Source organism: Pseudarthrobacter sp. LT1, assembly GCF_035621795.1.
In the GTDB taxonomy this organism is placed as follows: Bacteria; Actinomycetota; Actinomycetes; order Actinomycetales; family Micrococcaceae; genus Arthrobacter.
This window is the reverse complement of sequence record NZ_CP141830.1, coordinates 3,587,925-3,612,614: the sequence shown is the minus strand read 5'-3', so window position 1 is coordinate 3,612,614 and position 24,690 is coordinate 3,587,925. Positions and strand designations below refer to the sequence as shown.

The 24,690-nt window shown below is 65.9% G+C and carries 24 protein-coding genes; 10 read left to right on the top strand and 14 right to left on the bottom strand.

Going from position 1 to position 24,690, the window contains the following annotated elements:
- Positions 1-114 precede the first annotated feature (114 nt).
- Positions 115-465: a hypothetical protein gene (locus tag VIK36_RS16980; RefSeq protein ID WP_324642856.1), complete on the top strand. Its 351-nt coding sequence runs from the start codon at positions 115-117 to the stop codon at positions 463-465.
- Positions 466-544: 79 nt separating this feature from the next.
- Here VIK36_RS16980 and VIK36_RS16975 read toward each other — a convergent pair whose 3' ends face one another.
- Complete coding sequence (locus VIK36_RS16975) at positions 545-961, bottom strand: hypothetical protein (protein WP_324642855.1); 417 nt, start codon at positions 959-961, stop codon at positions 545-547.
- A gap of 370 nt (positions 962-1,331) precedes the next feature.
- A complete protein-coding gene (locus VIK36_RS16970; protein WP_324642853.1) occupies positions 1,332-2,492 on the bottom strand; it encodes an acyltransferase in 1,161 nt (386 codons plus the stop codon).
- 233 nt (positions 2,493-2,725) lie between these two features.
- Here VIK36_RS16970 and VIK36_RS16965 point away from each other — a divergent pair, with 233 nt between their 5' ends.
- Together VIK36_RS16965 and VIK36_RS16960 are read left to right on the top strand one after the other, a co-directional pair.
- Complete coding sequence (locus VIK36_RS16965; protein ID WP_324642852.1) at positions 2,726-4,126, top strand: glutamate decarboxylase; 1,401 nt, start codon at positions 2,726-2,728, stop codon at positions 4,124-4,126.
- Between the two features lie 16 nt (positions 4,127-4,142).
- Complete coding sequence (locus tag VIK36_RS16960; protein ID WP_324642851.1) at positions 4,143-5,012, top strand: class II glutamine amidotransferase; 870 nt, start codon at positions 4,143-4,145, stop codon at positions 5,010-5,012.
- Between the two features lie 19 nt (positions 5,013-5,031).
- Here the strand turns inward: VIK36_RS16960 and VIK36_RS16955 are convergent, their stop codons facing one another.
- Entirely contained in the window at positions 5,032-6,096 is a 1,065-nt protein-coding gene (locus VIK36_RS16955; protein WP_324642850.1) for a sodium:calcium antiporter, read from the bottom strand.
- Positions 6,097-6,281: 185 nt separating this feature from the next.
- Between VIK36_RS16955 and VIK36_RS16950 the strand changes: the two genes are divergently transcribed.
- On the top strand, positions 6,282-6,794 hold the full coding sequence (locus tag VIK36_RS16950) for a hemerythrin domain-containing protein (RefSeq protein WP_324642849.1): 513 nt from the start codon (positions 6,282-6,284) through the stop codon (positions 6,792-6,794).
- A 37-nt stretch (positions 6,795-6,831) separates the two neighbouring features.
- Here VIK36_RS16950 and VIK36_RS16945 read toward each other — a convergent pair whose 3' ends face one another.
- Together VIK36_RS16945 and VIK36_RS16940 are read right to left on the bottom strand one after the other, a co-directional pair.
- On the bottom strand, positions 6,832-7,755 hold the full coding sequence (locus tag VIK36_RS16945) for a DMT family transporter (RefSeq protein WP_324642848.1): 924 nt from the start codon (positions 7,753-7,755) through the stop codon (positions 6,832-6,834).
- 54 nt (positions 7,756-7,809) lie between these two features.
- Positions 7,810-8,493 carry a VTT domain-containing protein gene (locus VIK36_RS16940; RefSeq protein WP_324642847.1) on the bottom strand — a complete coding sequence of 228 codons (684 nt, stop codon included), beginning with the start codon at positions 8,491-8,493 and terminating at the stop codon, positions 7,810-7,812.
- Between the two features lie 156 nt (positions 8,494-8,649).
- Between VIK36_RS16940 and VIK36_RS16935 the strand changes: the two genes are divergently transcribed.
- The gene (locus tag VIK36_RS16935) at positions 8,650-9,306 is read left to right on the top strand and encodes a peptidoglycan-binding protein (protein WP_324642846.1); all 657 of its coding nucleotides are present in this window, start codon (positions 8,650-8,652) and stop codon (positions 9,304-9,306) included.
- Between the two features lie 6 nt (positions 9,307-9,312).
- Entirely contained in the window at positions 9,313-11,754 is a 2,442-nt protein-coding gene (locus VIK36_RS16930) for a hypothetical protein (RefSeq protein WP_324642845.1), read from the top strand.
- Between the two features lie 17 nt (positions 11,755-11,771).
- On the opposite strand, the gene VIK36_RS16925 is transcribed toward VIK36_RS16930, so the two are convergent.
- A complete protein-coding gene (locus VIK36_RS16925) occupies positions 11,772-12,953 on the bottom strand; it encodes an FAD-dependent monooxygenase (protein WP_324642844.1) in 1,182 nt (393 codons plus the stop codon).
- A gap of 196 nt (positions 12,954-13,149) precedes the next feature.
- Here VIK36_RS16925 and VIK36_RS16920 point away from each other — a divergent pair, with 196 nt between their 5' ends.
- Both VIK36_RS16920 and VIK36_RS16915 read left to right on the top strand, forming a co-directional pair.
- Positions 13,150-15,258 (top strand): transglycosylase domain-containing protein, encoded by a 2,109-nt coding sequence (locus VIK36_RS16920; RefSeq protein WP_324642842.1) that lies wholly within the window; start codon positions 13,150-13,152, stop codon positions 15,256-15,258.
- A gap of 75 nt (positions 15,259-15,333) precedes the next feature.
- Complete coding sequence (locus VIK36_RS16915; protein ID WP_255173045.1) at positions 15,334-15,636, top strand: DUF4193 domain-containing protein; 303 nt, start codon at positions 15,334-15,336, stop codon at positions 15,634-15,636.
- A gap of 21 nt (positions 15,637-15,657) precedes the next feature.
- Here VIK36_RS16915 and VIK36_RS16910 read toward each other — a convergent pair whose 3' ends face one another.
- Positions 15,658-16,083, bottom strand: a complete 426-nt coding sequence (locus VIK36_RS16910; RefSeq protein ID WP_255173044.1) for a PDZ domain-containing protein — start codon at positions 16,081-16,083, stop codon at positions 15,658-15,660.
- Between the two features lie 164 nt (positions 16,084-16,247).
- Positions 16,248-16,700 (bottom strand): hypothetical protein, encoded by a 453-nt coding sequence (locus VIK36_RS16905; RefSeq protein WP_324642840.1) that lies wholly within the window; start codon positions 16,698-16,700, stop codon positions 16,248-16,250.
- Between the two features lie 495 nt (positions 16,701-17,195).
- On the opposite strand from VIK36_RS16905, the gene VIK36_RS16900 reads away from it, so the two are divergent.
- Positions 17,196-18,533, top strand: coding sequence for a DUF2254 domain-containing protein (locus tag VIK36_RS16900; protein ID WP_324642839.1), 1,338 nt, complete (start codon positions 17,196-17,198; stop codon positions 18,531-18,533).
- 71 nt (positions 18,534-18,604) lie between these two features.
- On the opposite strand, the gene VIK36_RS16895 is transcribed toward VIK36_RS16900, so the two are convergent.
- From VIK36_RS16895 to VIK36_RS16870, 6 genes are all read right to left on the bottom strand, one after another.
- Complete coding sequence (locus VIK36_RS16895; protein WP_324642837.1) at positions 18,605-20,008, bottom strand: phosphatase PAP2 family protein; 1,404 nt, start codon at positions 20,006-20,008, stop codon at positions 18,605-18,607.
- Between the two features lie 44 nt (positions 20,009-20,052).
- On the bottom strand, positions 20,053-20,529 hold the full coding sequence (locus tag VIK36_RS16890; RefSeq protein ID WP_255173039.1) for a MarR family winged helix-turn-helix transcriptional regulator: 477 nt from the start codon (positions 20,527-20,529) through the stop codon (positions 20,053-20,055).
- Positions 20,530-20,655: 126 nt separating this feature from the next.
- Positions 20,656-21,219 (bottom strand): copper resistance CopC family protein, encoded by a 564-nt coding sequence (locus VIK36_RS16885; protein WP_255173038.1) that lies wholly within the window; start codon positions 21,217-21,219, stop codon positions 20,656-20,658.
- A gap of 13 nt (positions 21,220-21,232) precedes the next feature.
- Positions 21,233-21,967, bottom strand: coding sequence for a YcnI family protein (locus VIK36_RS16880; RefSeq protein WP_324642836.1), 735 nt, complete (start codon positions 21,965-21,967; stop codon positions 21,233-21,235).
- A 128-nt stretch (positions 21,968-22,095) separates the two neighbouring features.
- The gene (locus VIK36_RS16875) at positions 22,096-22,686 is read right to left on the bottom strand and encodes a hypothetical protein (protein WP_324642835.1); all 591 of its coding nucleotides are present in this window, start codon (positions 22,684-22,686) and stop codon (positions 22,096-22,098) included.
- A 172-nt stretch (positions 22,687-22,858) separates the two neighbouring features.
- Positions 22,859-23,065 carry a hypothetical protein gene (locus VIK36_RS16870; RefSeq protein WP_159631017.1) on the bottom strand — a complete coding sequence of 69 codons (207 nt, stop codon included), beginning with the start codon at positions 23,063-23,065 and terminating at the stop codon, positions 22,859-22,861.
- A gap of 601 nt (positions 23,066-23,666) precedes the next feature.
- Here VIK36_RS16870 and VIK36_RS16865 point away from each other — a divergent pair.
- On the top strand, positions 23,667-24,470 hold the full coding sequence (locus VIK36_RS16865; RefSeq protein ID WP_324642834.1) for a response regulator transcription factor: 804 nt from the start codon (positions 23,667-23,669) through the stop codon (positions 24,468-24,470).
- Positions 24,471-24,690: the final 220 nt, after the last annotated feature.

Below are 24,690 nucleotides of genomic sequence, written 5' to 3'. Positions count from 1 at the left end.
CATGGACCGGCACGGGTTCACTGTAAGAGCGCAGGCTGGGGAAAAGCTGAATGCAGGCCCTGACTTTCACCCGGCCCTTACCCGCCCGTCTGAAGGGCCGATTATGCTCGAACCATGGCAATGCACGATTCTCCCGCGAAGCCGGCTGCCGCCGGGAACCAAGGGCTGTGGCGGCGGCGGATGTGGATGTGGATTGTTGCTGCCGGATTGGACGTGTACATCCTCGGTTTCGTCATCGGACTCCAGCCATCGGGCCCCCTCTGCGGCAGCCCGCTGCTGCGGGAGAGCCATGCGGCTGAACTGATAGGCCTGCAGAAGGCCGGCATCGGGGCGGCGGCCGTCTGCTACAAGAACATCGACGCCGATTCCGTCCCCGTCTGGACCCTCATGGCCGTGGGAGTCTTCATGGTTATCGCGGGAGTTGCCGTCCGGATCATTATCATCCGGCGCTCCGCACGCGTATAGCGAGCCCAGCGGGCAGACGCGGCAGCGCGCCCGGGGATCACCAGGCGCGCTGTTGGCGGGACTGTGCCGGCAGGAGGGATCAGCCCTTCATGCCACCGCCAGGGCCCCCGGTTTCCGTGGAGGTCACGGTGAAGGAGGCGTCCAGGTAGACGGTGGCGCGCGTGCCGTCCGCCGTGATGATGTGGGCCTCGTACACGGCACCTTCGGCGTCGTTCTCCACCCGCTGGATGGTGGCGCCGGGGTTGGCGGCCAGCGCGGCGTCGGTGACCTTCGTTGCCGTGTCGCCGGTCAGCAGCGTCTCCGTGATCCCGTTGGCCTGGTGCCCGCCCTTCGACTTATCGCGCGGCTGGGCCTGCGAGGTGGACTGGCTCGAGCCCGCCTGGCTGGAGTCGGTGGCGGCGGCATTCGCCGGCAAGGCCGTGGTTGCCAGGGCGCCGCCGCCGATCGCTGCTGCGAGGGCCAGGCCGGCCAGCGTTGACTTCAGGCTGTTCTTCATGGGGGCTCCTTTGGTGTTGGCCCTCCCGCTGGAGGGAATACACCAAGCCTCGGGGCCCTGCCTGTCACCGGTTTAGGGCGGCCATGTGCAGGCGCTGTGCATGCTGCCGCCCGTCCCAGCGCGCTAATAGTGCGGAGTGCCGGACGTGGAACCCCGGCGTAAAAAATTCGTCAAGGTTTCGGCCGTGACGGCCGGATCCCGGCTGATCGGGTGTGCCCGGGAGTACCGTGGATGCAGTGCCGCTGCCTCATAACCCCCCAAGTTGAGGCGGCGGCACGTTTTACTTTCCGCCGGACCGGTCAGTCGCCGGTCTCTTCCGTGGAGCTCGCATCAACCGCCAAGGGAAACGCAGCGCGATGGTTCATGGCCTTTAGCTTAAGGAAGAGCTCATGACAGACGTTGCGTTTGCGTCGCTCAGGGATCGATCGGGATGAGCTGGCGACGGTGAAAGTCCCCGGCTGAGGGCCTTCTTGAACGGTGACGCGAAGCGCCGCTCGATCAGTCTATGGATTAGCCACGCCAGCGTGACGGCGAAGGCCGCGGCGAGGGCAACGGAAGGCCAAGGCCCGACGGCGCTATGCACGGTCCTAATGATCCACCAGCCCCACATCTCGTGGACCAGGTACAAGGGGTACGTCAGAGCTCCGGCCACGCTCATCCATTTCCAACCGCGGTGGCGCAGCGGGGTGGTAGTGATCAGAGCCACAATAGCGACGAAGGCCAGGATCGCCAGCCACATCACACCAAGCGAAAGGTCCTGGCCTGTGCTGTGAGACATGGCAGGGAGGAAACCCACCGATGTCTGGTGGCAGGAGAGGAGGACGTTGACGGCGACGGCCAGCCAACGAACCAGGTTATGCCCATAAGCATGGATCAGGTAGATACCCATGCCGACGGCAAAAAGCGGTGAATAAACCGGTATGAGGAGTGCCTGAACCATTTCGGCGTCCGCTTGTATGGAGAGCATCCCAAGTAGTGGCCAGAGAAAAATGAATGCGAGCAGTTTCCGCTCCGTCATTCCGCGCCAGAGAAAGAGCGCAATGGTCACGTAGAACAGCAACTCGACCCAGAGGGTCCAATAAACCCCGTCCAAGGACGGGACATTGACGGCCTGCTGCAGCATGGTGAGGTTGAGCGCGGCATCAGCCCAAGACACTGTATTCAGATTTCCGGGGCTGATTACGAGAAGCAGAACTGCCGCCAAGATCACGGCAGTCCAATAGGCCGGGAAGAGCCTGGAGATGCGGGAAGCAGCGAATTGCCCCACTGACCGCCCGTAAGCAGACATGAGGATCACGAATCCACTGATGATGAAGAATAGCTGGACCCCCAACGCGCCATAAGCAGTGATCCCTGACAGGCGCGGAAAGACTTCCTTGGCAGGAACACCCCAGAATTCCGACCCGGAGAAAGCTGTGTAGTGATAGAGAACCACACCCATGGCCGCCGTAAGACGCAGGCAGTCGAGGAGGAGAAGCCTCGGCCGGGCTGGGTTCAGCACGGCCGACGTGGACTGCGGGAGTCGCGGCATGGGTCTACTTTCGCGGAAAATTGTGATACTGGAGCCTAGTGATGCTATCAAGCCCATTTGGGTGGGAAAAACAAGCAAAAGATTTCAAACCCAGAACGGTGCATTCAGGATGGATATCACCGCCGTGCCTGCTGCCGTTCTCCCCGGGTGCATGAATAATACGGAGTGCTGGGAACAGCGGATCTGCAACGGCAGGCGCAAGCCTGCGACGACGACGGGCAAAGGAAGCAGACATGGCCAGGTCACACCGGAGCGCACGGCATGAGCCCGGGGCGAGCGTTGAGCTGAACCCCCTTTTCAGCCGGCCGGGGGAGTCCACCATCTTCCCGCGCTTCACCATTCCGGACGGGGAGTCGCTGCCGGGGACCGCGTACCAGGTGGTCCACGACGAGGTGATGCTGGACGGCAACTCCCGCCTGAACCTGGCCACGTTCGTGGGCACCTGGATGGAGCGGGAAGCCTCCCAGCTCTACGCGGAAACGTTCGACAAGAACATGATCGACAAGGACGAATACCCGCAGACGGCGCTGATCGAAACCCGCTGCTGGCGGATGCTCGCGGACCTGTGGAACGCCCCGGACCCGGCCGCCGCCATCGGCACCTCAACAGTGGGTTCCTCCGAGGCGTGCATGCTCGGTGGCCTGGCGCTCAAACGCCGGTGGCAACACCGCCGTCGTGCCGCCAAACAGCGCACCGACTCACCCAACATCGTCCTCAGCTCCGCCGTGCAGGTGTGCTGGGAGAAATTCTGCAACTACTTCGAGGTCGAAGCCCGCTACGTGCCCGTGTCCGCCGACCACCCCACGCTGGACGGCCACCACCTGGAACGGTACGTCGACGAAAACACCATCGGCGTGGTGGCCATCATGGGTGTCACCTACACCGGCGCCTACGAACCCGTGGAACGGATCTCCGCCGCGCTCGACGCCATCCAGGCCAGCACCGGCCTGGACATCCCCATCCATGTGGACGGCGCATCGGGGGCCATGGTGGCGCCGTTCCTGCAGCCGGAACTGGTGTGGGACTTCCGGCTCCCCAGGGTTGCCTCCATCAACACCTCCGGCCACAAGTACGGGCTGGTGTACCCGGGCCTCGGCTGGATCGTGTGGCGGGACGAACAGGCGCTCCCCGAAGACCTGGTGTTCCACGTCAGCTACCTGGGCGGCGACATGCCCACCTTCGCCCTGAACTTCTCCCGGCCCGGCGCCCAGGTGCTGCTGCAGTACTACCTTTTCCTCCGGCTGGGCTTTGCCGGCTACCGGTCCGTGCAGGCCAGCTGCCGCGACGTGGCCCGGTACCTGTCCCACGAGATCGGCACCATGGACGCCTTCACCCTCTGGAGCGACGGGTCCGACATCCCCGTCTTCGCCTGGCAGCTCACCGACGGCCACACCCGCAACTGGAACCTGCACCACCTCTCTGAGCGCCTGCGCATGAACGGCTGGCTGGTCCCGGCCTACCCGCTGCCGGACGGGCTCAGCAGCATCACGGTGCAGCGGATCGTGGTCCGCAACGGCTTCACCCGCGACCTTGCAGCCAGCTTCCTGGACGACCTCCAGAAGGAAGTGGCCTACCTGGATGCGCTGACGGCGCCCATGCCCACGGAGCAGCAGAAGGAAGCATTCCACCACTAGCTTGTGAGGAGCGGCCATGTGCCGGTTGTTCGGGCTGCACGCAGGGTCCCGGCCCGTCCGCGCTACCTTCTGGCTGCTGGACGCCCCGGACAGTCTGTCCGAGCAGAGCAGGAGGGAGCCCGACGGCGCGGGGATCGGCACGTTTGAGGCCGACGGCGGCGCGCGGGTCAGCAAACGGCCGCTCGCCGCATGGGAGGACCACGCCTTTGCCCGGGAGGCCCGGCAGTTGGTGAGCACCACCTTCCTGGCCCACGTCCGGTACGCCAGCACGGGCGCGCATACCCTGGTGAACACGCACCCGTTCGAGCAGGACGGGCGGCTGTTCGCCCACAATGGCGCCTTCCACGGGCTGGACCGGCTCGACGCCCGGTTGGCTGATTTGGGGGTGGCGGGGCTGGTGCAGGGCCAGACCGACAGCGAACGGCTCTTCGCCCTGATCACGGAGGAGAGCCGCCGGGCCGGCGGGGACTTGGCGGAAGGCATTGCGCGCGCTGTGGGGTGGATCGCCGCGGAGCTTCCCGTCCTGGCCCTGAACCTGATCGTCACCACGGCCACCGATCTCTGGGCGCTCCGCTACCCGGCAACCCACCCGCTGTTCATCCTGGAACGCGACCCGTCGGCGGAGCCGGCCCCGGCGGCACCGCTGGATGCCCGGAGCCACCGGATCCACTCGCGAAGCACCGAACTGTCCAATTCACCTTCAGTGCTCTTTGCCACCGAACCCATGGACCACAATCCCGGTTGGCGTCCCCTGGCTCCGGGGGAGCTGGTGCACGTTGGTCCGGACCTGGCGGTGACCTGCACCTTCCCGTTCCCGGACCAACCTGCCCACCCGCTCACGCTAGCCGACCTGGATCCGTCCGCGGCGGCGTCGCAATCGTCCTGACGGGGCGGGCCTGCGGCGGTCAGGACATGGTGGCGACGGCGAACAGTCCGGCGACTCCCACGAGGTACAGGACCAGGACCACCAGTGAGTCCATGCCCATGCCCAGGTGCTTCTTTTTCGGACGGAACAGCAGGCCCAGCAGGTAGGTCAGGGTCAGCAGGATCGCCAGGGCGGTGAGGTAGATGTCCGTCGCCTGGGCCTGGGGCAGGACAGGTTTGCCGGTGATCAGGACCGCCACCAGGAACAGGACCGGGAGGAACGCGTTGCCGCCGAAAATGTCGCTGAAGGCCAGCTTGAAGTCGCCCTGCTTCACGGACGCCAGGCCGGTGGAGATCTCGGGCAGGGAGGTGGCCAGCGCCAGGAAAGTGGCGCCGAACAGGACGCCGGACAGGCCGATATGCCCGGCGATGGCGTCACCGCTGCGCTCCAGGACGACGCCGGCGCCCAGGGTTGCCAGGGCCGCCACGGTGAAGATCAGGGCTGACTTAGCCGTGCTGATGTGCCGGTTCTTATCTGCGGCCTTCTTCTTGGAGTGGCCTTTGGGCTGGTCCTGCCCGCCGGGGGCGTCGCCCTGCTGGTGCCAGGGCAGCCCCTTTTGGGAGCGCTGGACCAGGACCAGCCCCAGGACCCAGATCACGGCGATCAGCACCGCGGCAGGGGTCAGGTGCAACGCCACCAGCGAGCCCGGCATTTGGCTGCCGGCGATCACCACTCCCAGCACCGCGATGACCGTGACGGCTTCGATCACCAGGGTCAGGGATGCTGCCTTGTAACTGAGGGGATCGGTGCCTTTGGTGCCAAAAACGTCCAGGATCACCAGCACCACAGTCTGGATGGCGATGCCGCCCAGGATGTTTCCCACCGCCACTCCGATGTTGTTGGACAGGGCTGCGCTGACGGTGATGGCGATCTCCGGCAGGTTGGTGGCGATGGCCAGCAGGATCAGGCCGCCCAGCGCCGAACCAAGGTGGAGCCGGTCATCAAGGACGTCCGTCTGTTTCGACAGCTGGATGCCGGCCACCCAGATCACCGCCGCGGCACCGGCGAAAATCAGGAGCAGGACTGCCAGGGGCAGTGCTTCCATGTCTCGTCCTCCCTGCGTGGTTCTTGTCAGCGTCTTAGCGAAGACGTACCCACCGGGCGGCCCGCATCCGTAGTTGCTGGCTGGGAATGCGCTGGGAATCCGTCCCTTGCAGGGTGCGCTGGTGGAAGAAGGACTGGTGAGGGTAAGGATTACTGCGTAGCTACCAGCCCGCCGAGAGGACCCCCATGGACATCGTTGAAGTGATTTTGAACGACCACCACGAGCAGCGGCGCCTGTTCGCCCTGCTCGATGAAATGCATGCCAGCGAAACATCCAGCCTGGACGCGGTGTGGAAGCGGATGCGCATCCTGCTGGAAGTCCATGCCAAGGCAGAAGAGGAACTTTTTTACCCGGAGCTGCTGGAACTGGGGAAGGGTGCCGGCGGAAAAGACTCCGCCGAGGACGAAACCACCGATGCCATCCACGACCACAACGAAATCCGGGACGCCATCGCTGACGTTTCCAAGCACCCGACGGGTACACCGGAGTGGTGGGCGGCGGTGGCGAAGGCCAATGAAGCCAACGGCGACCACATGGCAGAGGAGGAGCGTGAAGGTTTGACCGATTTTCGGCAGCACGCATCCTTGGAGCTGCGGCACCGCCTTGGCCTCGCCTTCAGTATTTTCGAGTCACAACATGCGGACGGGATTCAGGCCCAGGACGTCAGCCCCGAAGAGTACGTCCGCGGGCACGAATAGGTCCTGGGCTCCGGCCTGCTTGCCAGCGCCGCCGGAATCAGCCTGGAGTGTGCCCGGACTCCACCGCGGCCGGTTTCTTGACAGTGGCCAGCAGCAGGACTCCGGCGACGGCGATGGCCCCCGACAGGAGGAACAGGACAATGGCCAGCGGCGGTGCTGCGTCCGCTTCACCCAGGATGGTGATGCCGATGGCGACGGCGACGAGCGGGTCGATGACGGTCAGCCCGGCAACCACGAGCTCGGGCGATCCCCGGGTGTGGGCGTTCTGGACCAGGAAGCTGCCGGCCAGCCCGGCAATCACCAGCCCCGCCAGGCAGGTCAGGGACAGCCATTCGAAGTCGCCCTGGAACAGCCGGGCGATCACGGTCTTGGCCAGTGCCGCGACGAAACCGAACAGGATGCCGGCGCCAGCGGTGAAAACCACCGCGTGCGAGCTGTGGCGCCACAAGAGATAGGCCACGGCGACGCACACCAGGACCACGGCGAGGACGATCAGGATGGTCACCAGGTGCCGGTCGCTGATCTCCACGTCCTCAGCGGACAGCGCCGCCACGGCAACGAAGATCCCCACCCCGCCAACGCAGAGGGCGACGGCGGTGAGCGCCCGGCGCCCGGGGGACCTGCGGGTCATCCGGGCGGTGGCCAGCGTGGTCACCACCAGGGCCACGGCACCGATGGGCTGCACCACGATCAGGGGCGAGAACCGGAGGCTGGTGAGCTGGAGCAGGATCGCGGCGCCCAGCATCGCCGTCCCGGCCAGCCATGCGGGTTTTCGGACCAGTGCCTGGAGGCGTCCGCCGCCCATGCTGCCCGCCGCACGCCCGGATGCCGCCGGCTGGTCTCCCACGGCGCGGTGCTGGAACAGGGTACCCAGTGCAAGCAGGACGGCCCCGGCGGCGGCGATGGGAATCCCCAGCCAATGGTAGGACGTCAGTGCGGACACGGCCGCGGCCTGGATCATGATCAGACCTTACCCACCCCGCGCCCCGGATGATCACCCTGCCGCGGTTCCGAATTACTGGCTGCGTTTCCGCCGCCGGTTTTTGAGCAGCTCGATGCCCACCGGGATGAAGGAGGCCAGGACGATCCCGACGAATATCAGGTCGATGTTGGCCCCGATCCAGTCGTACCGGCCAAGCCAGAAACCCAGGAGGGTGACGCCGACGCCCCACAGCAGGGCGCCCACGGCGTTGTACGCAAGGAAGGCCCGGTAGCTCATCTTTCCCACGCCTGCAGTAACGGGAAGGAAGGTCCGCACAATCGGCACGAAGCGGGCCAGGACCACGGACCGGCGCCCGTATTTGAGGAAGAAGTTGTGGGCCTTGTCAGCGTATTCGCCGCGCAGGAGCCTGGACCCGGGCCGGTTGAAGACAGCCGGCCCCGCCTTCCTGCCGATGAAGTACCCGGTTTGGTCCCCGCCGAGCGCGGCAAGAAATGCGGAGCCCGCCAAAACCGCGACGGGGACCTGGATGGTTCCCGTTGCCGCCAGCAGACCGGACATGAACAACAGGGAGTCCCCGGGCAGGAAGAACCCCACCAGCAGGCCCGTCTCCACGAAAAGGAACGCGCAAACGATCAGGACCAGCCACGGGGCCAGGGCCGGGTCCCGGAGGAACTCGTTCGGATCCATCCATCCAGGCAGCAGGCCGGTTACTGGATGGACCGTGGAGGCGGAGGCGGCCAGGATGAAGAGGTGCATGGGCTCAACTTATGCCACAAACCTTAACGCCCGCCTGCGCTGCCCCGAATGATCTTCGCAAAACTACTAATCATGCTTACCATTGTGGGGCGCGGGCTGCCCGCTGGGGGCAGAGCACCCGCGCGGCACCGGAGGTCTCACATAATGGACAACGAAATGCGTCCCCTGACTGATGAAGAACTGATGTCCGAGCAGGCCACAGCCTTGCCGGACAAGGAAGTCGCTTCCGTCCTGGACTTGAACGCTGACCTGGACCTGGGCATCAACGCTGCGGCCCCGATCGACCTGGCTGTGGCCGCCAACGCCAACGTGGCCGCGCCCATCGATGCCGCCGCTTCAGCCAACATCCTGTCCTACGGTTCCGACGCGCAGGCTTTGTCCAGCCAGGACGCAGCGATTGACCAGGGCATCACGGCCGACGCGAGCGCTGATTCCACCCAGGACAGCGTGATCGGCCAGGGCGACGGCAGCGCTGACACCGGCACCACCGACGGCGGAACCACGGATTCCACGGGAACCGCCTCCGAACCCACCAGCACCGGTGGGCTGACCGATACAGCGGGCGCGCTGAACGGCAACCTGCTCAACGTTGACGTCAACCTTGACGCCGACGCCGCCATCGCCGCTCCCATCAATGGTGCCGTTGCGGCAAACGCCAACGTTGCGGCCCCCATCGACGCGGCCGTGGCCGCCAACATCGGCTCCATCGACAGCCAGGCGTACGCCATCTCGGACCAGAGCGCCACCATCTCGCAGCACATCGACGGCGAGGCCAACGCTGCTGCCGGCCAGCAGTCCGACCTGCAGCAGTAAGCGCAGATGACCCACACCCACGGCGGGACGCCTCCCCAGGCGGGCCCGCCGTCGTCACCCGCTGCCCCTGCCCAGGAGCCGCCGGGCCAGGCCATCACGACGGCGGCCGCCCACCTTCCTGCCTTGGCCGACGGTGTGCAGCTGCTCGGCACGGCGGAGGGTTCCGGCTACCGGGAGCCGCCGGCCCTGGTGCGCCGTGCCGACGGCCAGACCCTGCAGCTGACCCGGCTTCTGTACCTGGTGCTGGAGGGCGCCGACGGCACGCGGGACCTGGAGGCCATCGCCCGGCATGTCAGCGAGGGCTCCGGGCGGCTGGTCAGCGCGGACAACGTCCGTACGTTGATGGACTCCCAGCTGCTGCCGATGGGGTTGCTCCGGCGTGCCGACGGCAGCCAGCCGGAGGTCAAGAAGGCGAACCCTCTGCTGGGCCTGCGGTTCCGCTACGTCGTTTCCGATCCCGACCGCACGCGCAGGATCACGGCACCGTTCGCCGTGCTGTTCCACCCGCTGATCGTGGTGGCCGTGACGGCCGCGTTCCTTGCCGCATGCTGGTGGGTGCTCATGGTCAAGGGCCTGGGCTCGGCCACGCATGAGGCCTTCGAGCAGCCTGCCCTCCTGCTGCTGATTCTCGCGGTCACCATCCTCTCCGCAGGGTTCCACGAATTCGGCCATGCCGCCGCCACCCGCAAGGGCGGGGCCACCCCCGGGGCCATGGGCGCCGGGCTGTACCTGCTGTGGCCCGCGTTCTTCACGGACGTCACGGACTCCTACCGGCTGGGCCGCGGCGGCAGGATCCGCACCGACCTGGGCGGACTGTACTTCAACGCCATCGTGGCCGTGGCCATCATGGGCCTGTGGTGGGCCACCGGCTTCGACGCGCTCCTGCTTGTAGTGGTCACGCAGATCCTGCAGATGGTCCGGCAACTGATCCCGCTGGTGAAATACGACGGCTACCACATCCTGGCCGACGCCACCGGGGTGCCTGACCTGTTCCAGCGGATCAAGCCGACCCTTCTGGGGATCCTTCCGTGGCGGTGGGGAAACCCGGAAAGCAAGGCGTTGAAACCGTGGGCCCGGGCCGTGGTCACCATCTGGGTCCTGGTCACGGTGCCGGTGCTGCTGTTCAGCATGGTGATGATGGTCCTGTCCCTGCCGCGGCTGCTGGCCACAGGGTGGGCCAGCGTGGGCAAACAGCAGGAGGCGCTGGCTGCGAGCCTGTCTGCGGGCGACGTCCTGGGCGTGACGGTGCGCGCGCTGGCCATCATCGTGGTCGCTGTGCCCGTACTGGGCGTGGTGTACATCGTGGTGCGGCTCCTGCGGCAGCTAGTCACCGGCTTGTGGCAGAAGACCCGCGGCAAGGTTGCCCAGCGGATCGTGGCCATGGGCGCCGTTGGGGTCCTGCTGGCGGGACTCGCCTGGGCGTGGTGGCCCGACGGCGGGACGTACCGCCCGGTGCAGGCCTACGAACGCGGGACGCTCAGTGACGCCACCCGGGCGATCCTTCCGGCACGCGACGGCGGGGCGCTGCGACAGGGAGCGTCCGGACGGACCGTTGCGCTGTGGCCTGCCGGCACGGCCAAACCGACCCGGGACAACCCCCAGCTGAGCATGGTGCTGGTGCCGGCGGATGCGGCTCCGTCCGGGACGCCGTCAGCCGGCGGTTCCTCCGCTCCGGCGCCCTCCTGGGTGTTCCCGTTCGACCGGCCGGCTGCTCCCGAGGGAGACGGAAACCAGGCGCTCGCCGTGAACACCACCGACGGTTCCGTCCAGTACAGCGTGGCCTTCGCCCTGGTGTGGGCCGAGGATGGACAGCCCGTCACCACCACCAATGAGGCCTATGCCTTCGCCAACTGTTCGGGCTGCGGGGCGGTGGCTGTGGGGTTCCAGGTGGTGCTGGTGGTGGGCCAGACGGACGTGATTGTCCCCGAGAACCTCTCCCAGGCGGCCAACTACAACTGCCTGGACTGCCTCGCGTACGCCCTGGCCAGCCAGCTGGTGCTGACGCTCGACGGGCCGCTGGACGGGGACAGTAAACAGCAGCTCGAGGCGCTGTGGGCGCAAATCGCCGAGTACGGCCGCCACCTCCAGGACGTGCCGCTCTCCGACATCCAGACCACACTCAACGGATACAAGGAACAGATCACGGCCATCGTCAAGGGGTCATCGGTTGCCGGGGGTTCTTCCGGGGCAACGTCTCCTGCGACGGCGGGCCCCAGTGGCGGACCCACCCCCAGCTCCTCGGCTGCCTCGGGCGGCCAGTCCGCTCCGGCAGGGGCGCCGGCAGAAACTTTCGCTCCGGACCCTGCCGCGACTGGGGTGGCCACGGCGCCGGCCGGGCAGAATGGGGAAGGCGGGCAGCCGACGTCGTCCGTTGATCACCCCACAACGGAACCCACCGTGGACCCCGGCGCCGGCGCGACGCCCCAGCCCACGTCCGGCACGGGCTGACCGCCCTTGGGCGCGCCCTACTTGGCGATGCTGCGCAGGATTTGGTGTGCAACCAACTGATCGACGCCGGGCAGGCGGGTTGCGCGGATGACCCACCTGCGCAGCAGGCGCTGGGTGTTGTTCCTGGGAAGGAACGTCGCTGCGGTCCGCCGTCCCGACTTTTGCGCCACCTCCACCACGGGGCGCCACTGCTGCTCGAACCGCGCCAGCGCCCCGCCGATGCCCCTGGTCCGGGTCACCGGTCCCAGGATGTCACCGAGCAGCGCGGCCCCGGCGATGGCCAGCGAGCCGCCCTGGCCGGCCAGCAGCGACACGGCGCCGCAGGCGTCACCCACCAGGACTGTGCGCTCCGTGTGCCAGCGGGGCATGACCACCTGCGCCACGGTGTCGTCATAGGGGTGCCCGGGGCACAGGTCAAGGAGCCTCTCCACCGCATCGCCCAGGCCGGCGAACTCGCTGCGGAGCCGCTGGCGGGCGGTTGCTGCCTCTTTCCCCGGTGACACGGCGTCCCGGTAGACCAGGAAGGCGGCCACCTCGTCCTGCCGGATGCCGTACAGCCCGGCCATGCGGTTGAGCGTGTCGGTGAGGATGAACCGGCCCCGGAAGCGCGCATTCAGGGCCGGCTCGGTGACGATGAACGCCGCGGCCCGCATGCCCAGGGGCCGGAGGTAGTCCCTTTCGGGGCCGAAGACGCCGGCGCGCACCCCTGAGTGGATGCCGTCTGCACCGATCAGCACATCGGCGCCCGTCTCCTGCCGGAGGCCATCTTCGACGAGGACGTGTACGCCATCGCCGTCTGTGCGCGCCTTGACCACCCGTGCCCCGTAACGCACCCGCACCCTGCCGGCCGGGACGTCAGCCAGCGCCGCCAGGGCCGCTGCCTCGATGTCCGGGCGCAGCAGGCTCAGGACTTTCCCGCCGGCCAGCTTGGAGAACCGGAGGTAGTCGATGCTGCAGGTGGTGCGGCCTTCGGTGTCCACGTAGTCGGCGGACTGGATGTGGTAGGCCGCCTCTGCCAGCCGGGGGTACAGGCCGATCCGCTCCGACGCCTCCACCCCGGGGCCGAAGAAGTCCATCATGTAGCCGTCGGGCCGCGGCGCCTGGGACTTTTCCAGCACCTCAACGTCCCAGCCGGCCAAGCCCAGTTGGCGGGCCGCGACGAGTCCGGCGATGCCGGCACCGACCACGATGGCCTTCATTCCGGTGCCTGCGCTGAGCTGCTGCCATTTGCATCGGGGTGGGGGACTGGACGTATGCTGGCAAATAACATATGCACTACTACATGTAAGCAGGGGGACGCTGCGCTGGCAAGAAGCCCGGGCAGGCTCACTGGAGCACGCGCGAACCACTTGTGTGATTCCGTTTGCGCAGCCAACGAGCAAAGGAAACATGTGCATGCACGTGAAAAAGGCGCTGGTAGCGAAACTGCTGGCCTTCATCACGGTCTGCGTAGCCTGCGGCATCCTGGCGGCGGGTCTTTTCGTTCCCGCCACCGCGGTGGGGGCAACGGTTGCGGGCCGCTCCATCAGCTTCTTCGACCAGCTCCCGGCCGAGCTGGAACTGAATCCGCCGGCACGGAATTCGAGGGTGCTGGCGAAGGACGGGTCCGTCATCGCCACGTTCTATTCACAGAACCGCGTCCCCGTCAGCCTGGATAAGATGTCACCGTTCATGCGGGACGCCATCATTTCCATCGAGGATGCCCGGTTCTACGAGCATGGGGGCATTGATCCCACCGGCATCCTCCGGGCCCTTGCCGTGACGGTCCAGGGCGGCCGCCAGGGTGCGTCAACCATCACCCAGCAGTACGTCAACAACATCATCATCGAATCACTGGTCGCCAACGGCAACGCGGACGAGGTGACCACAGGGGCGTCGAAAACCATCGGCGACAAGCTCCGCGAGATGAAGCTGGCCATCGCCCTGGAGAAGAAGTACTCCAAGGACCAGATCCTTGCCGGCTACCTCAACATCGTCTATTTCGGCAACGGCGCCTACGGCATCCAGACCGCGGCCCAGGAGTACTTCGGTATCCCGGCCGCCAAGCTGACCCTGCCGCAGTCGGCGGCCCTGGCCGCGGTCGTCAACAGCCCGGTCTACTACGACCCCCTTACCCATCCCGACCACGTGGGGGCGCGCAGGAACGTGGTCCTGGACAAGATGCTCGAACAGGGGCGCATCACCGCCGCCCAGCATGACCAGGCCGTGGCCGCACCCCTAAATCTGGATGTCCACCTCAGCGTCCAGGGCTGCGCGGCCGCGGCCTCCGCCCCCTACTTCTGCGACTACATCAAGCGGCTGATCCTCAACAGCCCCGCCTTCGGCCCGGACGAGGATGCCCGGCAAAAGCTCTTGGACCAGGGCGGCCTCACCATCCGCACCACCCTGGACCCCGGCCTCCAGCAGGTCGCCCAGAAGGAGGTCAACGCCGCCCTGCCGGCAACCGACCCGCTGCAGCGCGGCTCGGCCCTGGTCAGCGTCCAGCCCGGAACCGGAAAGGTGCTGGCCATGGCGCAAAACACCAACTACAACCCGGCGGCAGCGCCGGGGAACTACACCGGCAACCTGTCCCTGCCCGAGAAGGACGCCAACGGCGACCCCCTGGACGGTGCGGGCGGCTTCCAGATCGGTTCCACCATGAAGCCGTTCGTCTTCGCCGAATGGCTCCGGTCCGGCCGGTCCATGGCCACGGTCCTGGACGGGTCGGTCCGCGTCTACAAGGCAGGCTTCCCGTGGAGGAACAGCTGCGGCACCACCTCCGGCTCCTATGACCCAGCGCTTGGGCAAGCCCCGCTGCCCAACGACGATCCGTACCACTACTACCGGATGAGCGTCCTGCAGGGCCTCTACCAGTCGATCAACACCATCACCTTCCAGACCGCCACGCGGCTGAACTTCTGCAACATCCAGAAGATGGCGACGGCGGCGGGCGTCAAGAATGGCCACACGAACCAGCCCTACGACCTGTCCAGCATTGCGAGCCTCATCGGCACCCAGGACGTGGCGCCGCTGGACATGGCCAACGCCTATGCAACCTTCGCGGCAGGCGGAGTCCACTGCGATCCGGTCGCGCTGGAATCCGTCAAGGACGCCCAGGGCCACGACTACCCTGTTCCTTCAGGCAACTGCACCCAGTCCATTGATCCGAAGGTGGCCGCCGGGGTGGCCTACGCCCTCAAACGCGTCCTGGTCAAGGGCTCCGGCTACAAGATCCCCGTCAACCGGGACCATGACATTTTCGCCAAGACCGGAACCACGGACGGCAACACCCAGACCTGGACCGTGGGGGCCACCACGGGAATCGCCACCGCCTCGTGGTTCGGGAGCTACAAAGGCTTCGGGCCCCAGTGGGCCAACCAGGACATCAGGATCAACGGGAAGTACTATGCCGGCGTGAACGGGTCAGACATCGCAGGCACCCAGTGGGGCCACCTCATGGACGCTGCCGCCGCCGGGTACCGGGGAACGTCCATTCCCGCGCCGCCGGCATCCATGCTGCGGTAGCTGGCCGGCGCCGGCGGGAACAACAACGGCGGTGGGTTCGTTGCACACGGAACTGCAAAGGAAACGAGGATAACCATGGCTGCTGATTACGACGAACTGCGGACCGACGTCAAGGAAACACAGGACCGTTCGCTCGAGGACCTCAAATCCGCCAACGCCCCGGATGCACGCAGCGTGGTCCGGGAGTTGGATGCCCCCGATGATGCCGACGCGCTTGGCGTCCCCGGCGGCGAAATCGTTGCCGAGGAACTCACGGTAGTGGTGGTGCCCGCCGCCGAGGATGAGTTCACGTGCCACTCCTGCTTCCTGGTCCGGCACCGTTCCCAGATCGCCAAGGAAAAGGACGGCCACCTGTACTGCACCGAGTGCGAGGGCTGACCGCTACCGCACGTGATTCAGTCAGGGCTTGCCGGCGAGGCTGACAAGGGGAACATGAAGGGTCTGTTGCCCCGTGCCCCGCTGCACGTTGACAGCCACCGGCCGGCCCGGATCCTGCGTTCTGAGGCCCGCGAGCAGATCCGTGACGTTTCCGACTTTTATACGGGCGAACGGCGTGCTGATGTCGCCCGCCTTCATGCCTGCCTGTTCAGCCGGGCTGCCCTGTGACACGCTGATTTCCAGGGCTCCTGCCGTGGTGGGCAGTGAGAACCGTTGGGCAAGTTGGGGTGTGATGTCAGTCGGGACAATACCGAGGGCTGCGTGTTTGACCGAGCCAGGCTTCGAGGGGTGATTCCTTGGACGGCGGCATGTTGCGGTGGAGGCCGGAAACAATGCCGGCGGTGACCGTTTCCCCCAGCCAAAGGGGCTTACGATGACCACCGTCATAGAACCGACCTCCGGGTCCGATGAGGCGAAGCGTGCGGCCGGCAGGCCTTTTGGGTCGACCTTCAAGGCCCGCTACGCGGGGCTGGGGTGCTGCCCGAGCTGATTCGGATTTCGACGCCTGGGCGGAATCGGGTGCCGGGCTAAGGGGCTACGTCGGCACGCGGCTACTTGGGCACATAGGGCGCGTACTGGGCCAAGGTGCCATCAAGCACCGGAACATCCATGACTTCGCTCTTGCCCTTGGCTTGGAGGGTTAGGTCTGTGCGTGCGCCCGGCGGGTTTTCGGTGCTCTGGAGGATGTGTTCGGACGTGTCGAAGCCGATCTGTCCGTTGGCCGGGACTATCAAGTCCATACGGTTGTCCCGGTCCCTGATGACCAGGCGGATGTCTTCACTCGTAGGGTTGAAGATCATGCCCAGGAGGCGGCCCGGCTGCTCCTTGGCGGCGGCGACCACGGAAATGCTCCGGAGTTCGAGTCCCGCCAGATCGAGGTTGGCGCCAGGGGCAACGGACTTATAGTTCTGCACTCCGGAGTTGTAGCACCCGCTGACGCCTAAAGCAGTGCCAAACGCCAAAAGGAGGCAGAGCAGGAAACGGATGATTCGGCTGGATGACATGGAGGATTCCTTCCTGGACAATTTTCGCGGAGATTGGCAGGCCCTGCCGCTTGGTGCGCGGGAAGGCGCAGGTCCGTCGGATGACCAGAGCTTCGAGAGCTGGGATCCGGGCATGGAAAAGAGGGATCCGGGGCCGGCCGTTGGCTGGTCCTATACGTTCTGGTGCGTGCGCCGCAGTGCCTGGTTAATGTCCGGGCAATCTGCTTTGTGGCGCGTACCCGGGTAAACGACGCTTCTTTCAACTTCTTTTAAACCGTAGGTCCGTTTTGATGCTCCGGCCGTAACAAGGCTGTCAAGATTGCCGGAGCGTCATCACGACTGGGCAACAGCTGTCGCGAGGCCCGGGCCCGGATGAGTTATTGCCACTAGGCTGAATAACTCTGAGGGGCATCGAGCGGCGCCGGCAAGTACCTGCCCGGCACTGAAACCCCAGTCCGGCAACAGGCGGGGGAGAAGTAAGTCCATGGTCCAGGCGGCGCTGTTGAATTCAGGCTCTTGTTGAAAGGACGCGCGGCCCATTGGCTGGATGCGCTGCGGACACAGTTGTGGCCCTTGCCGGTGTTGGCGGTGGCCGCCGCAGTGGCACTCGGGGTTGCATTGCCGGCCCTGGATGCGGGCATCGACGGACAGCTGCCGGACAGCGCCAGGGTTGTGCTGTTCAGCGGGGGAACGGAAGCGGCGCGGGCGGTCCTGCAGGCTATCGCGGGGTCCCTGATCACAGTGACGTCCCTAACCTTCTCCCTGACGGTGGTCACGCTGCAACTGGCCAGCAGCCAGTTTTCGCCCCGCCTCTTAAGGACTTTTACCGCTGACCGCTTTGTCCACGCCACCTTGGCGCTGTTCCTGGCGGCCTTCGCGTTCGCCCTGGCGGTCCTTCGCAGCGTCCGTGACGAGGTCAGCGGAAGCACGGCCTTTGTCCCCGAAATTTCGGTGACGGTGGCATTTGTGCTTGCCATTGCCAGCGTGGTGGGCCTGGTGCTGTTCCTGGCGCACCTTGCCCGGGAGATACGGGTGGAGACGATAATGCGCCGGGTGGACCGGGAAACCCGGGACACCATCGACCGCGTGTTCCCGAAGAACCGGCGGGTTGCAGACGCCGTGCCCGCCCCGCAGCCGGGCAGTTTCCTCATACCGGCAGTATCCTCCGGGTTCCTCACCTCACTGGACAAGGACCGGCTCCTGGCGGCCGCAGTGAACTTCGGAGCCGTGGTCCGGATTGACCGGGATCCAGGGAGCTCCCTGGTGGAAGGGGTTCCTTTCGCCACGGCCTGGCCGCTGGAAATGGGAGCCGGCCATGGCCCGGACGCCCGGGAAGAGCTGTGCCGCGAGATCAATGCGGCAGTCGCCACAGGTTTTGAACGCACAAGTGTCCAGGACGCCGGGTACGGGTTCCGCCAGCTTGTGGATGTGGCCGTGCGTGCCTTGTCACCAGGAATCAACGATCCCACCACGGCGGTCCACGTCCTTGGCCACCTCTCGGCCCTGCTGTGCCGGCTCGTGGACCGGAACCCCGGGCCGGAGCAGGTCCGCGATGACGACGGCCGGGTACGGGTTGTGCTGTCGCTCCCCGGGCTGCCGGCACTGATGGACCTGGCCGTAAACCAGGCCAGGTACTACGGCGCCGGGGATCCGGACGTGGCAGGGCGTTTGCTGGACCTCCTGCGGGAGGTCGCGTTCTGTGACCGGACGGGCCGCTACCGGGACCTGGTAATGGACCACCTGGACCGCATGCGCAGCGCAATAGCCACGGCCAACTACGCGGTTTCGGATCGGCGGCGTCTGCTCGACAACGCGGAAGCCTGCGCCGCCGAGGTCCAGGCACGCAAGGGTTGACCAGGTTCTGTCCCAGATCGAAGTCTGTCACCAAGCGGTGACCGGATCAGTCCAGGCGGCACCCTGTGGCTTCAGCTTCGATGAAAAAGCCGAATAGGCTCGTGCCTTCTCCTGCCAGGGGAAGACTCCGAATCGGTGCCGGCAGCGGAACCGGGGGATGAACGTGCTTCCCCGGCAACCCGGACAGTGCGCCAGGTGTCCAACGCGATGACCGCGCCAATAATCGCCAGGGACAGGAACATGGAGGCAAACGCATCGGTCAGCCAGTGATACCCCAGGTACAGTCGGCTCAAGGTCACCAGCCCGATGCCGAGCACCGCGGCCACGGACCACAGGGCCCCCGCAAGGCGCTTGTCCTGGCGCCGTGATGTGACGAGGTATGCCAGGACCAGCAGGAAGTCGCATGCGCCCAATACATGGCCCGAGGGAAACGAGAAGCTGGGGTCGGGTTCCAGGAGCATGGCATCCACGGGCGGCCGGGACCGGTGGACCATGGGCAGGATGATCTGTGAAATGATGACGCCGGCCACCATTGCTCCGACGAAAAGCAGGGGCCGCCACGCATGCCTTTCCGCGAAGGTCCAGGCGACGGCGACCACCAGGACAATGATGGGCATGGCCACCGGCCCAAACACCCGCGCCACCGGCCTCATGGCCGCGGTCAGCACATCCGACCGGTGCGAAAGAAGCCACTGCCGGACGGGTTGGTCCAAGGCACTCAGCCCATCACTGTGGAGGACACCCCACAGGGTGAGGGCGAAGAACGCCGCGCCCGCCAGGACCAGCGCCCCGGCTGCGATGTAGTAGCCGCGCCGCACGCGGGCGGATACGTGCCGGTGGTGAACGGAGAACAAGTGGTGGACGCCCCCGTGGCCGGCCCTGGCCACCATCGTCGCAGAAGGCCCTGCGTGCTCCGTCCCGCGGGCTCGTTTCTGTGGCCCTTTCGGAATTGGCTGGCTGTCCGTCCAGGGAACGTCAGCCAGGATGCGCGGGTCAAGGTCCACGCCCAGCCTGAGTACGCTGATTTCCCCGGTGGTTTCGAGGACAACGCAGGCCACCTCGTCCAGGTTCCTTACTCCCGCCAGGCGGAGAGTGGGCCAGAGGTCAGCTTCGGTCAGGTGCACCTTGTGCAGGTTTTGGTGGATGATGGTGCCGCCCGACATGAGCAGTACCGGGCGGTTTAGCAGAAAGCGCTCAGCCACCCGCCATAGTTTCAGGTGTCCCGTGACGGCCTGCATCCCGAAGAGGCTCAGCAGGGCCAGGAGGCCGGCCCCAAGCGTAGGTGTGTAGCCAAGGGCCGCCCGGCCAATGACGGCGCCCAGCGCCACGATGGTGGCGAGGTCTGAACTTGCCACGCGTGCCAGCACCCGCTGCCCCAGCATGCGGACCAGGACCACCAGCGCAAGGTACATCCCGACAGTGGACAGCACCACTTCGAGGGCCTGCTGCGGCGTGAGTGTCAGTTCCTCCCACATGGCGTGCCTCTTCCTATGCGGGCCGCCGGGAACCTGTACTGGGCCTAGATTCCCAGCAAAAGGCTCTCGGCGGCGGACGGCTCCCCGGCGGCCAGGGCGAACAGTTCAAAACCGGCGGCAACCTTTGCCTGTTCCTCCGGCGACAGGCCGGTAAGCACCTGGGCGATCTCCCGGCGCCGGGCCTGTGTCACGTCCTCCACGATCCGTAGCCCCTGTGCGGTGGCGGAGACCATGACTTCACGCCGGCTGCCGGGGCTCTGTTCCCGCACCAGCAGCCCCGCCGTTTCCAGCCTGTCCGCGGTCCTGCTGAAGCTTGACTGGTGGACACCGAGGAGCTGTGCCAGATCACCCATGCGGGCGGGCCCCCTGGAAGCCAGCAGCACCAGGACACGGAACTGTGGAAGCGTGACGGCGTCCGCTACTCCTGCCAGGGAGCGGGCGACCAGTCCAAGCAGGGCCCTGGACGCGGTGAGGGTCCGTTCCAACGCTTCATCGTGTCCAGGCGCACCTTGCGTACCCATACGTGAGTCCAACTCCTTGTGAATGGCCGAACCCCGGCAGTTTTCCATGCAGGGGAACATAGGTTGACCCACAGCATATGTTGGTCCGGAGCGTGGTTCAAGGCGTCCAGGCGGCGCCGGGCAAGCTCAGCCCTCGTCTGCCGGATTCCGCAGCTTGCGCCGGATCAGGATCCCGGCCACAACCAGGCCGAAGACCAGGACGGCGGCGACTACCCCCACTACAACCAGTTGCGCGGGAAGCCCCGTGTCGGCGGCCGTGGCGTTGGCCGTCGGTGCCGCCGCCGGCGCCGCATTCGGGCCGCCGGCGGTGAAGGTGAAAGTCCCCTCGATGGGGTGGCCATCCGAGGACACCACCCGCCACACCACCTTGTACTTTCCCTGTGGAGCGCCTGGCTTGACCGCCTGGCTGACCTGGTTGTCCACGATCTGCACCGGCCCGTCCGCCTGGTCGGTACCGCTGGCATCCTCCACGCGCACGATTGAGTTGATGGCGATGGGGGTGTGGTCGAAGGTCAGTTCGATCTTCGCCGGCATCGCGCTGACGGTGGACCCGTTGGCCGGGTTACTGGATTCGAGGGCGTCGTGCGCCTGGGCCGGTGCTGAAGAAACCAGCAGGAACGTGGCGGTGGCCAACGGCAGCAGCATCCTGGCCAGCCAGGCCGCCGGAGTGTGGGTAGGCGTCGTCTTCACAATGTTCCCCAATCTACTTGCCGGCGGCGCGGGTACGGCGGCCGGCCAGGACCAGCCCCAGTGCTGTTGCGCCGAGCACCAAGCCTGCCGCACCCAGGACCACCCCCCACGCGGACGTGGCATCACTTGAATCCTGGGCCGTCCGGGTCACTGCCTCGGAGCTGGGCGCCGCCGACGCAGTGCCGGCGGCAGCGTCGTCGTCGGCCGTTGTCACAAAGGACGGGGCCGGATGCTTGGGTTCCGGCTGCCCTTCAGCGCTCTCTTCGTCCCACTTCACCACGCTGCCGTCGGTGTAGCTCTGGGCCGCCTTCAGGGTGACCTTGGTGCCCTCGGCGGGCAACCGGCCCACCGACAACGAGAAGGACTGGTACTGGTTCTGGCCCAGCTGGTGGGCTTCGTCCGCGGTCCAGACCACCGAGACCGGCGCCTTGGTGACAGTGGCACCGGCCACCGTGACCGGCTTGGGCAGGTCGCCCGTGACAACCTGCGCGGTCCAGCCTTCCACAGGCTTGACGGAGACGGAGGTGAACGGCGTATCGGTGGGCAGCGTGACCTCGAGCTTGGTGGTCTTCGCGGTGGGGGACTCGTTGGGGACGTTGAACGTCAGGTGGGAGTAGCCGTTCGCGGCGGTGTCGTCCGGGTCAACGCTCACGTGGGCGGACGCGGCGCTGGCGCCTGCGGCGATGATTCCCGCGGCGGCAGCGGCGGCGGTGAGGGTCTTGAGGGTACGGCGGAATGAGGTGTTCAAAGCAAGCCTTCCAAGGGGTGCGCCAAAAAGGACCGCGTACGGCGGCGGCGCAGAAATACAGGGACAACGCGGCCCGCCCACGCCTGCCAGGGGGCAGGTGGGGACGGCGCGGAAAGTCGGGAGCCGCTTTAGATCGCGGCGTGGAAGGCCGGCGGCCCGCGCAGCGCAGGCAGGCGCAGGTTCCGCCACCGGAAAGGAATAACGACGGCGGCCGGCGCGGGAAGGTGCGGCCATTCAGGAATGGCGGCGGCGGACAGGATCCGGACAAGTGGCCGCAGCCAGGCGGCCAAGGCCCAGGCGGCTGCTTCGCCCTTGGCCAGGACCAACGCCGTGGCCAGGGTTGCCGCGACGTGCAGGGCCAGCATCAGGGCACCTGGTACGGCGGCATGTTCCGGCATCAGGGCCGCGGCCGCAGGGGACACCGCTGAGGCGTCATGGATGTGGCCGCCGGCGGTGGGAGTGAACGATGCGGACACCGAGAACGCGTCGAAAGCCCAGTGCAGGACCAGTTGGCTGGAGCCCAGGAGGCCGATCATCGCGGGCATGCTGATCTTGGTCTTTGACAGGATCGTAACCGGCGCCAGGACCAGCGCCACGATTCCTGCGACGATGGCCGGCTGCGGCAACAGGCCCCCTGCAATAACGTGAGCCCCTGCGGCAAGGATCAGCATGGAGGCGGTGAAGGCTATGGCCCGGGGGACGCGGAACGGAGCGCTCATGCCAGTCGCCACCCTTCCCTTTACAGTTGCCACCCTCCACTGTAAGGAACCACCCCCATGGGCAGGTAATCAACTTCGGGATGTGGAGGAGGTCGGAACGCCGGCTGGGGGGTGAAACAGCAAAGCCCCTGGTGGAGGCCAGGGGCTTTGCTTCGAACTGCGAGGGGGTGCGCTACTCCGCGAGCTTGGCGACCGAGTGCGCCCAGATGAAGAACTTGTTGGTGCCCAGATCCTTGACGGTCTTGATATTCAGGGCCTCCTTGAGCTTCTGTGCGTCGCTCTCGGACAGACCCTTCAGGGCCTCGACCGGCGCCTTGGCCAGATCATCAATGCCCTTGTCGAGATATTCCTTGTCGAACTTCGCGTTGATTCCAGCCATACTGTCTGTCCTCCTGGTGCTCGTTGGGCCTCATTGTGTCGTGGGACACTGTGGCCATTGAACCACGGCAATTCTCAAAATGCACAAGTATTCAAATTGGCCATTCCTTACCCCCTCCTGCAACGGCTCCCAGCAATTACCCAGCAACCGGAACGTGGGCGCGGAGGGCCCTGTCGGGATGGGGCCAGGGCAGGTAGGCGCCATCTTCCCCGTCCTCCCCGTCATCTACTTTCCTTGAGTAGTAACCCTGCTTACCATTGGTAAACTGCCGGTTGACCTGCGGCTTCGTGGTGCGAGTGCGCGCGGGGGCAAGTAGTCCCCTCCCGGAAGACAGGTAGCCACTACGGGGGCCGTCCCCGGCAAATGCCCCTAGTCTGCAATTCGATGGAGGTCCGGCGCGCGCCAGTGCAGGAGAGGGGATGGGCGGAAATGGCGAATTGCGTGAGTTGCATAACTTTGGACCCATCCGCCACATGAACGGCTTCGAATGCCTACTACCGTATAAAAGGGCCAAAAAGACCTTGGACGCGGGCACATTAAGTTTTGGAATTTGTTGTCTGCGGAAATCAGCCGGGTTTGGCCAAGGATTTGATCGGGGGAATTGTTGGAGCGCGGGACGGTAGTGGTTGTCGAGGACGATCCGGACATCAGTGTTGTGGTGTCCGGGATCCTGCGTGAGGCAGGATTCGGCATCCATGCATTCGACCATGGGCAGGCCGGGGTTGACGCCGTGAATAAACACAGCCCCGAAGTGGTGGTGGTTGATCTCGGACTGCCGGACATCGACGGATTCGAAGTGACCCGGCGCATCCGGACCTTCAGCAATGCCTACGTGCTGATCCTGACCGCGAGCAGCCAGGAACTGGACACCATTCTGGCCCTGGAGGCAGGCGCCGATGACTACCTCACCAAACCCTTCCGCGCCCGCGAGCTGAGGTACCGGGTGGAGGCACTGCTGCGCCGGCCCCGGCTCCGCACCGACACTCCACACCTGACGGCCTCGTCCCTGCAGCCGGCACCCCCAAAGGCCCCGGACGCGCCAACTGATGTTCTGGACGGCCCTGAGTCCCTGGCCCACAACGGCCTGCACCTGCATGTCTCCACCAGGACGGTCAGTGTGGACGGGGTGGAAGTCCGCGGACTTACCGCCTCCGAGTTTGAGCTGCTGTACACCGTCCTCATCAACGGACGGGTGGTTCTGAGCAAGGAAGACCTTGCCCAGTCGATGCGTGGGGGGCAAAGCGCGGACGACGCCCTGGACCGTGCGCCGGATGAACAGGTGATCCAGGTGCACATCGCCAATTTGCGGAGGAAACTGGGCGATAGTGCAGCAAAGCCTCGCTGGATCGAGACGGTTCACGGATTTGGCTACCGACTGGCGGCACCCATGGACCAGGAGAACTAAATAACGTTCCGGACGGGGTGCTGGGACTCTGCTTATAGGGCTAGCCTGTAAATGAGTCGGCAAGTTCGTTCGCTTTTCCAACAGATACCTGTGCGGCAGGTGACTGTTCTCCTTTTCGTGGTGGGCCAGAGTGGCAGCAGGAGACTAACAAGCGCCTTTGGGGTTTCGAAGGGCGAATGAACGGACGAATATGGCCACTGGCCAAAAGCCCGGTTCAGCG

Excerpts from the sequence above, each read along its gene's own strand:
- VIK36_RS16980 (WP_324642856.1), top strand. The coding sequence starts at position 115 with ATGGCAATGCACGATTCTCCCGCGAAGCCGGCTGCCGCCGGGAACCAA.
- VIK36_RS16975 (WP_324642855.1), bottom strand. The coding sequence starts at position 961 with ATGAAGAACAGCCTGAAGTCAACGCTGGCCGGCCTGGCCCTCGCAGCA.
- VIK36_RS16970 (WP_324642853.1), bottom strand. The coding sequence starts at position 2,492 with ATGCCGCGACTCCCGCAGTCCACGTCGGCCGTGCTGAACCCAGCCCGG.
- VIK36_RS16965 (WP_324642852.1), top strand. The coding sequence starts at position 2,726 with ATGGCCAGGTCACACCGGAGCGCACGGCATGAGCCCGGGGCGAGCGTT.
- VIK36_RS16960 (WP_324642851.1), top strand. The coding sequence starts at position 4,143 with ATGTGCCGGTTGTTCGGGCTGCACGCAGGGTCCCGGCCCGTCCGCGCT.
- VIK36_RS16955 (WP_324642850.1), bottom strand. The coding sequence starts at position 6,096 with ATGGAAGCACTGCCCCTGGCAGTCCTGCTCCTGATTTTCGCCGGTGCC.
- VIK36_RS16950 (WP_324642849.1), top strand. The coding sequence starts at position 6,282 with ATGGACATCGTTGAAGTGATTTTGAACGACCACCACGAGCAGCGGCGC.
- VIK36_RS16945 (WP_324642848.1), bottom strand. The coding sequence starts at position 7,755 with ATGATCCAGGCCGCGGCCGTGTCCGCACTGACGTCCTACCATTGGCTG.
- VIK36_RS16940 (WP_324642847.1), bottom strand. The coding sequence starts at position 8,493 with ATGCACCTCTTCATCCTGGCCGCCTCCGCCTCCACGGTCCATCCAGTA.
- VIK36_RS16935 (WP_324642846.1), top strand. The coding sequence starts at position 8,650 with ATGCGTCCCCTGACTGATGAAGAACTGATGTCCGAGCAGGCCACAGCC.
- VIK36_RS16930 (WP_324642845.1), top strand. The coding sequence starts at position 9,313 with ATGACCCACACCCACGGCGGGACGCCTCCCCAGGCGGGCCCGCCGTCG.
- VIK36_RS16925 (WP_324642844.1), bottom strand. The coding sequence starts at position 12,953 with ATGAAGGCCATCGTGGTCGGTGCCGGCATCGCCGGACTCGTCGCGGCC.
- VIK36_RS16920 (WP_324642842.1), top strand. The coding sequence starts at position 13,150 with ATGCACGTGAAAAAGGCGCTGGTAGCGAAACTGCTGGCCTTCATCACG.
- VIK36_RS16915 (WP_255173045.1), top strand. The coding sequence starts at position 15,334 with ATGGCTGCTGATTACGACGAACTGCGGACCGACGTCAAGGAAACACAG.
- VIK36_RS16910 (WP_255173044.1), bottom strand. The coding sequence starts at position 16,083 with ATGACGGTGGTCATCGTAAGCCCCTTTGGCTGGGGGAAACGGTCACCG.
- VIK36_RS16905 (WP_324642840.1), bottom strand. The coding sequence starts at position 16,700 with ATGTCATCCAGCCGAATCATCCGTTTCCTGCTCTGCCTCCTTTTGGCG.
- VIK36_RS16895 (WP_324642837.1), bottom strand. The coding sequence starts at position 20,008 with ATGTGGGAGGAACTGACACTCACGCCGCAGCAGGCCCTCGAAGTGGTG.
- VIK36_RS16890 (WP_255173039.1), bottom strand. The coding sequence starts at position 20,529 with ATGGGTACGCAAGGTGCGCCTGGACACGATGAAGCGTTGGAACGGACC.
- VIK36_RS16875 (WP_324642835.1), bottom strand. The coding sequence starts at position 22,686 with ATGAGCGCTCCGTTCCGCGTCCCCCGGGCCATAGCCTTCACCGCCTCC.
- VIK36_RS16870 (WP_159631017.1), bottom strand. The coding sequence starts at position 23,065 with ATGGCTGGAATCAACGCGAAGTTCGACAAGGAATATCTCGACAAGGGC.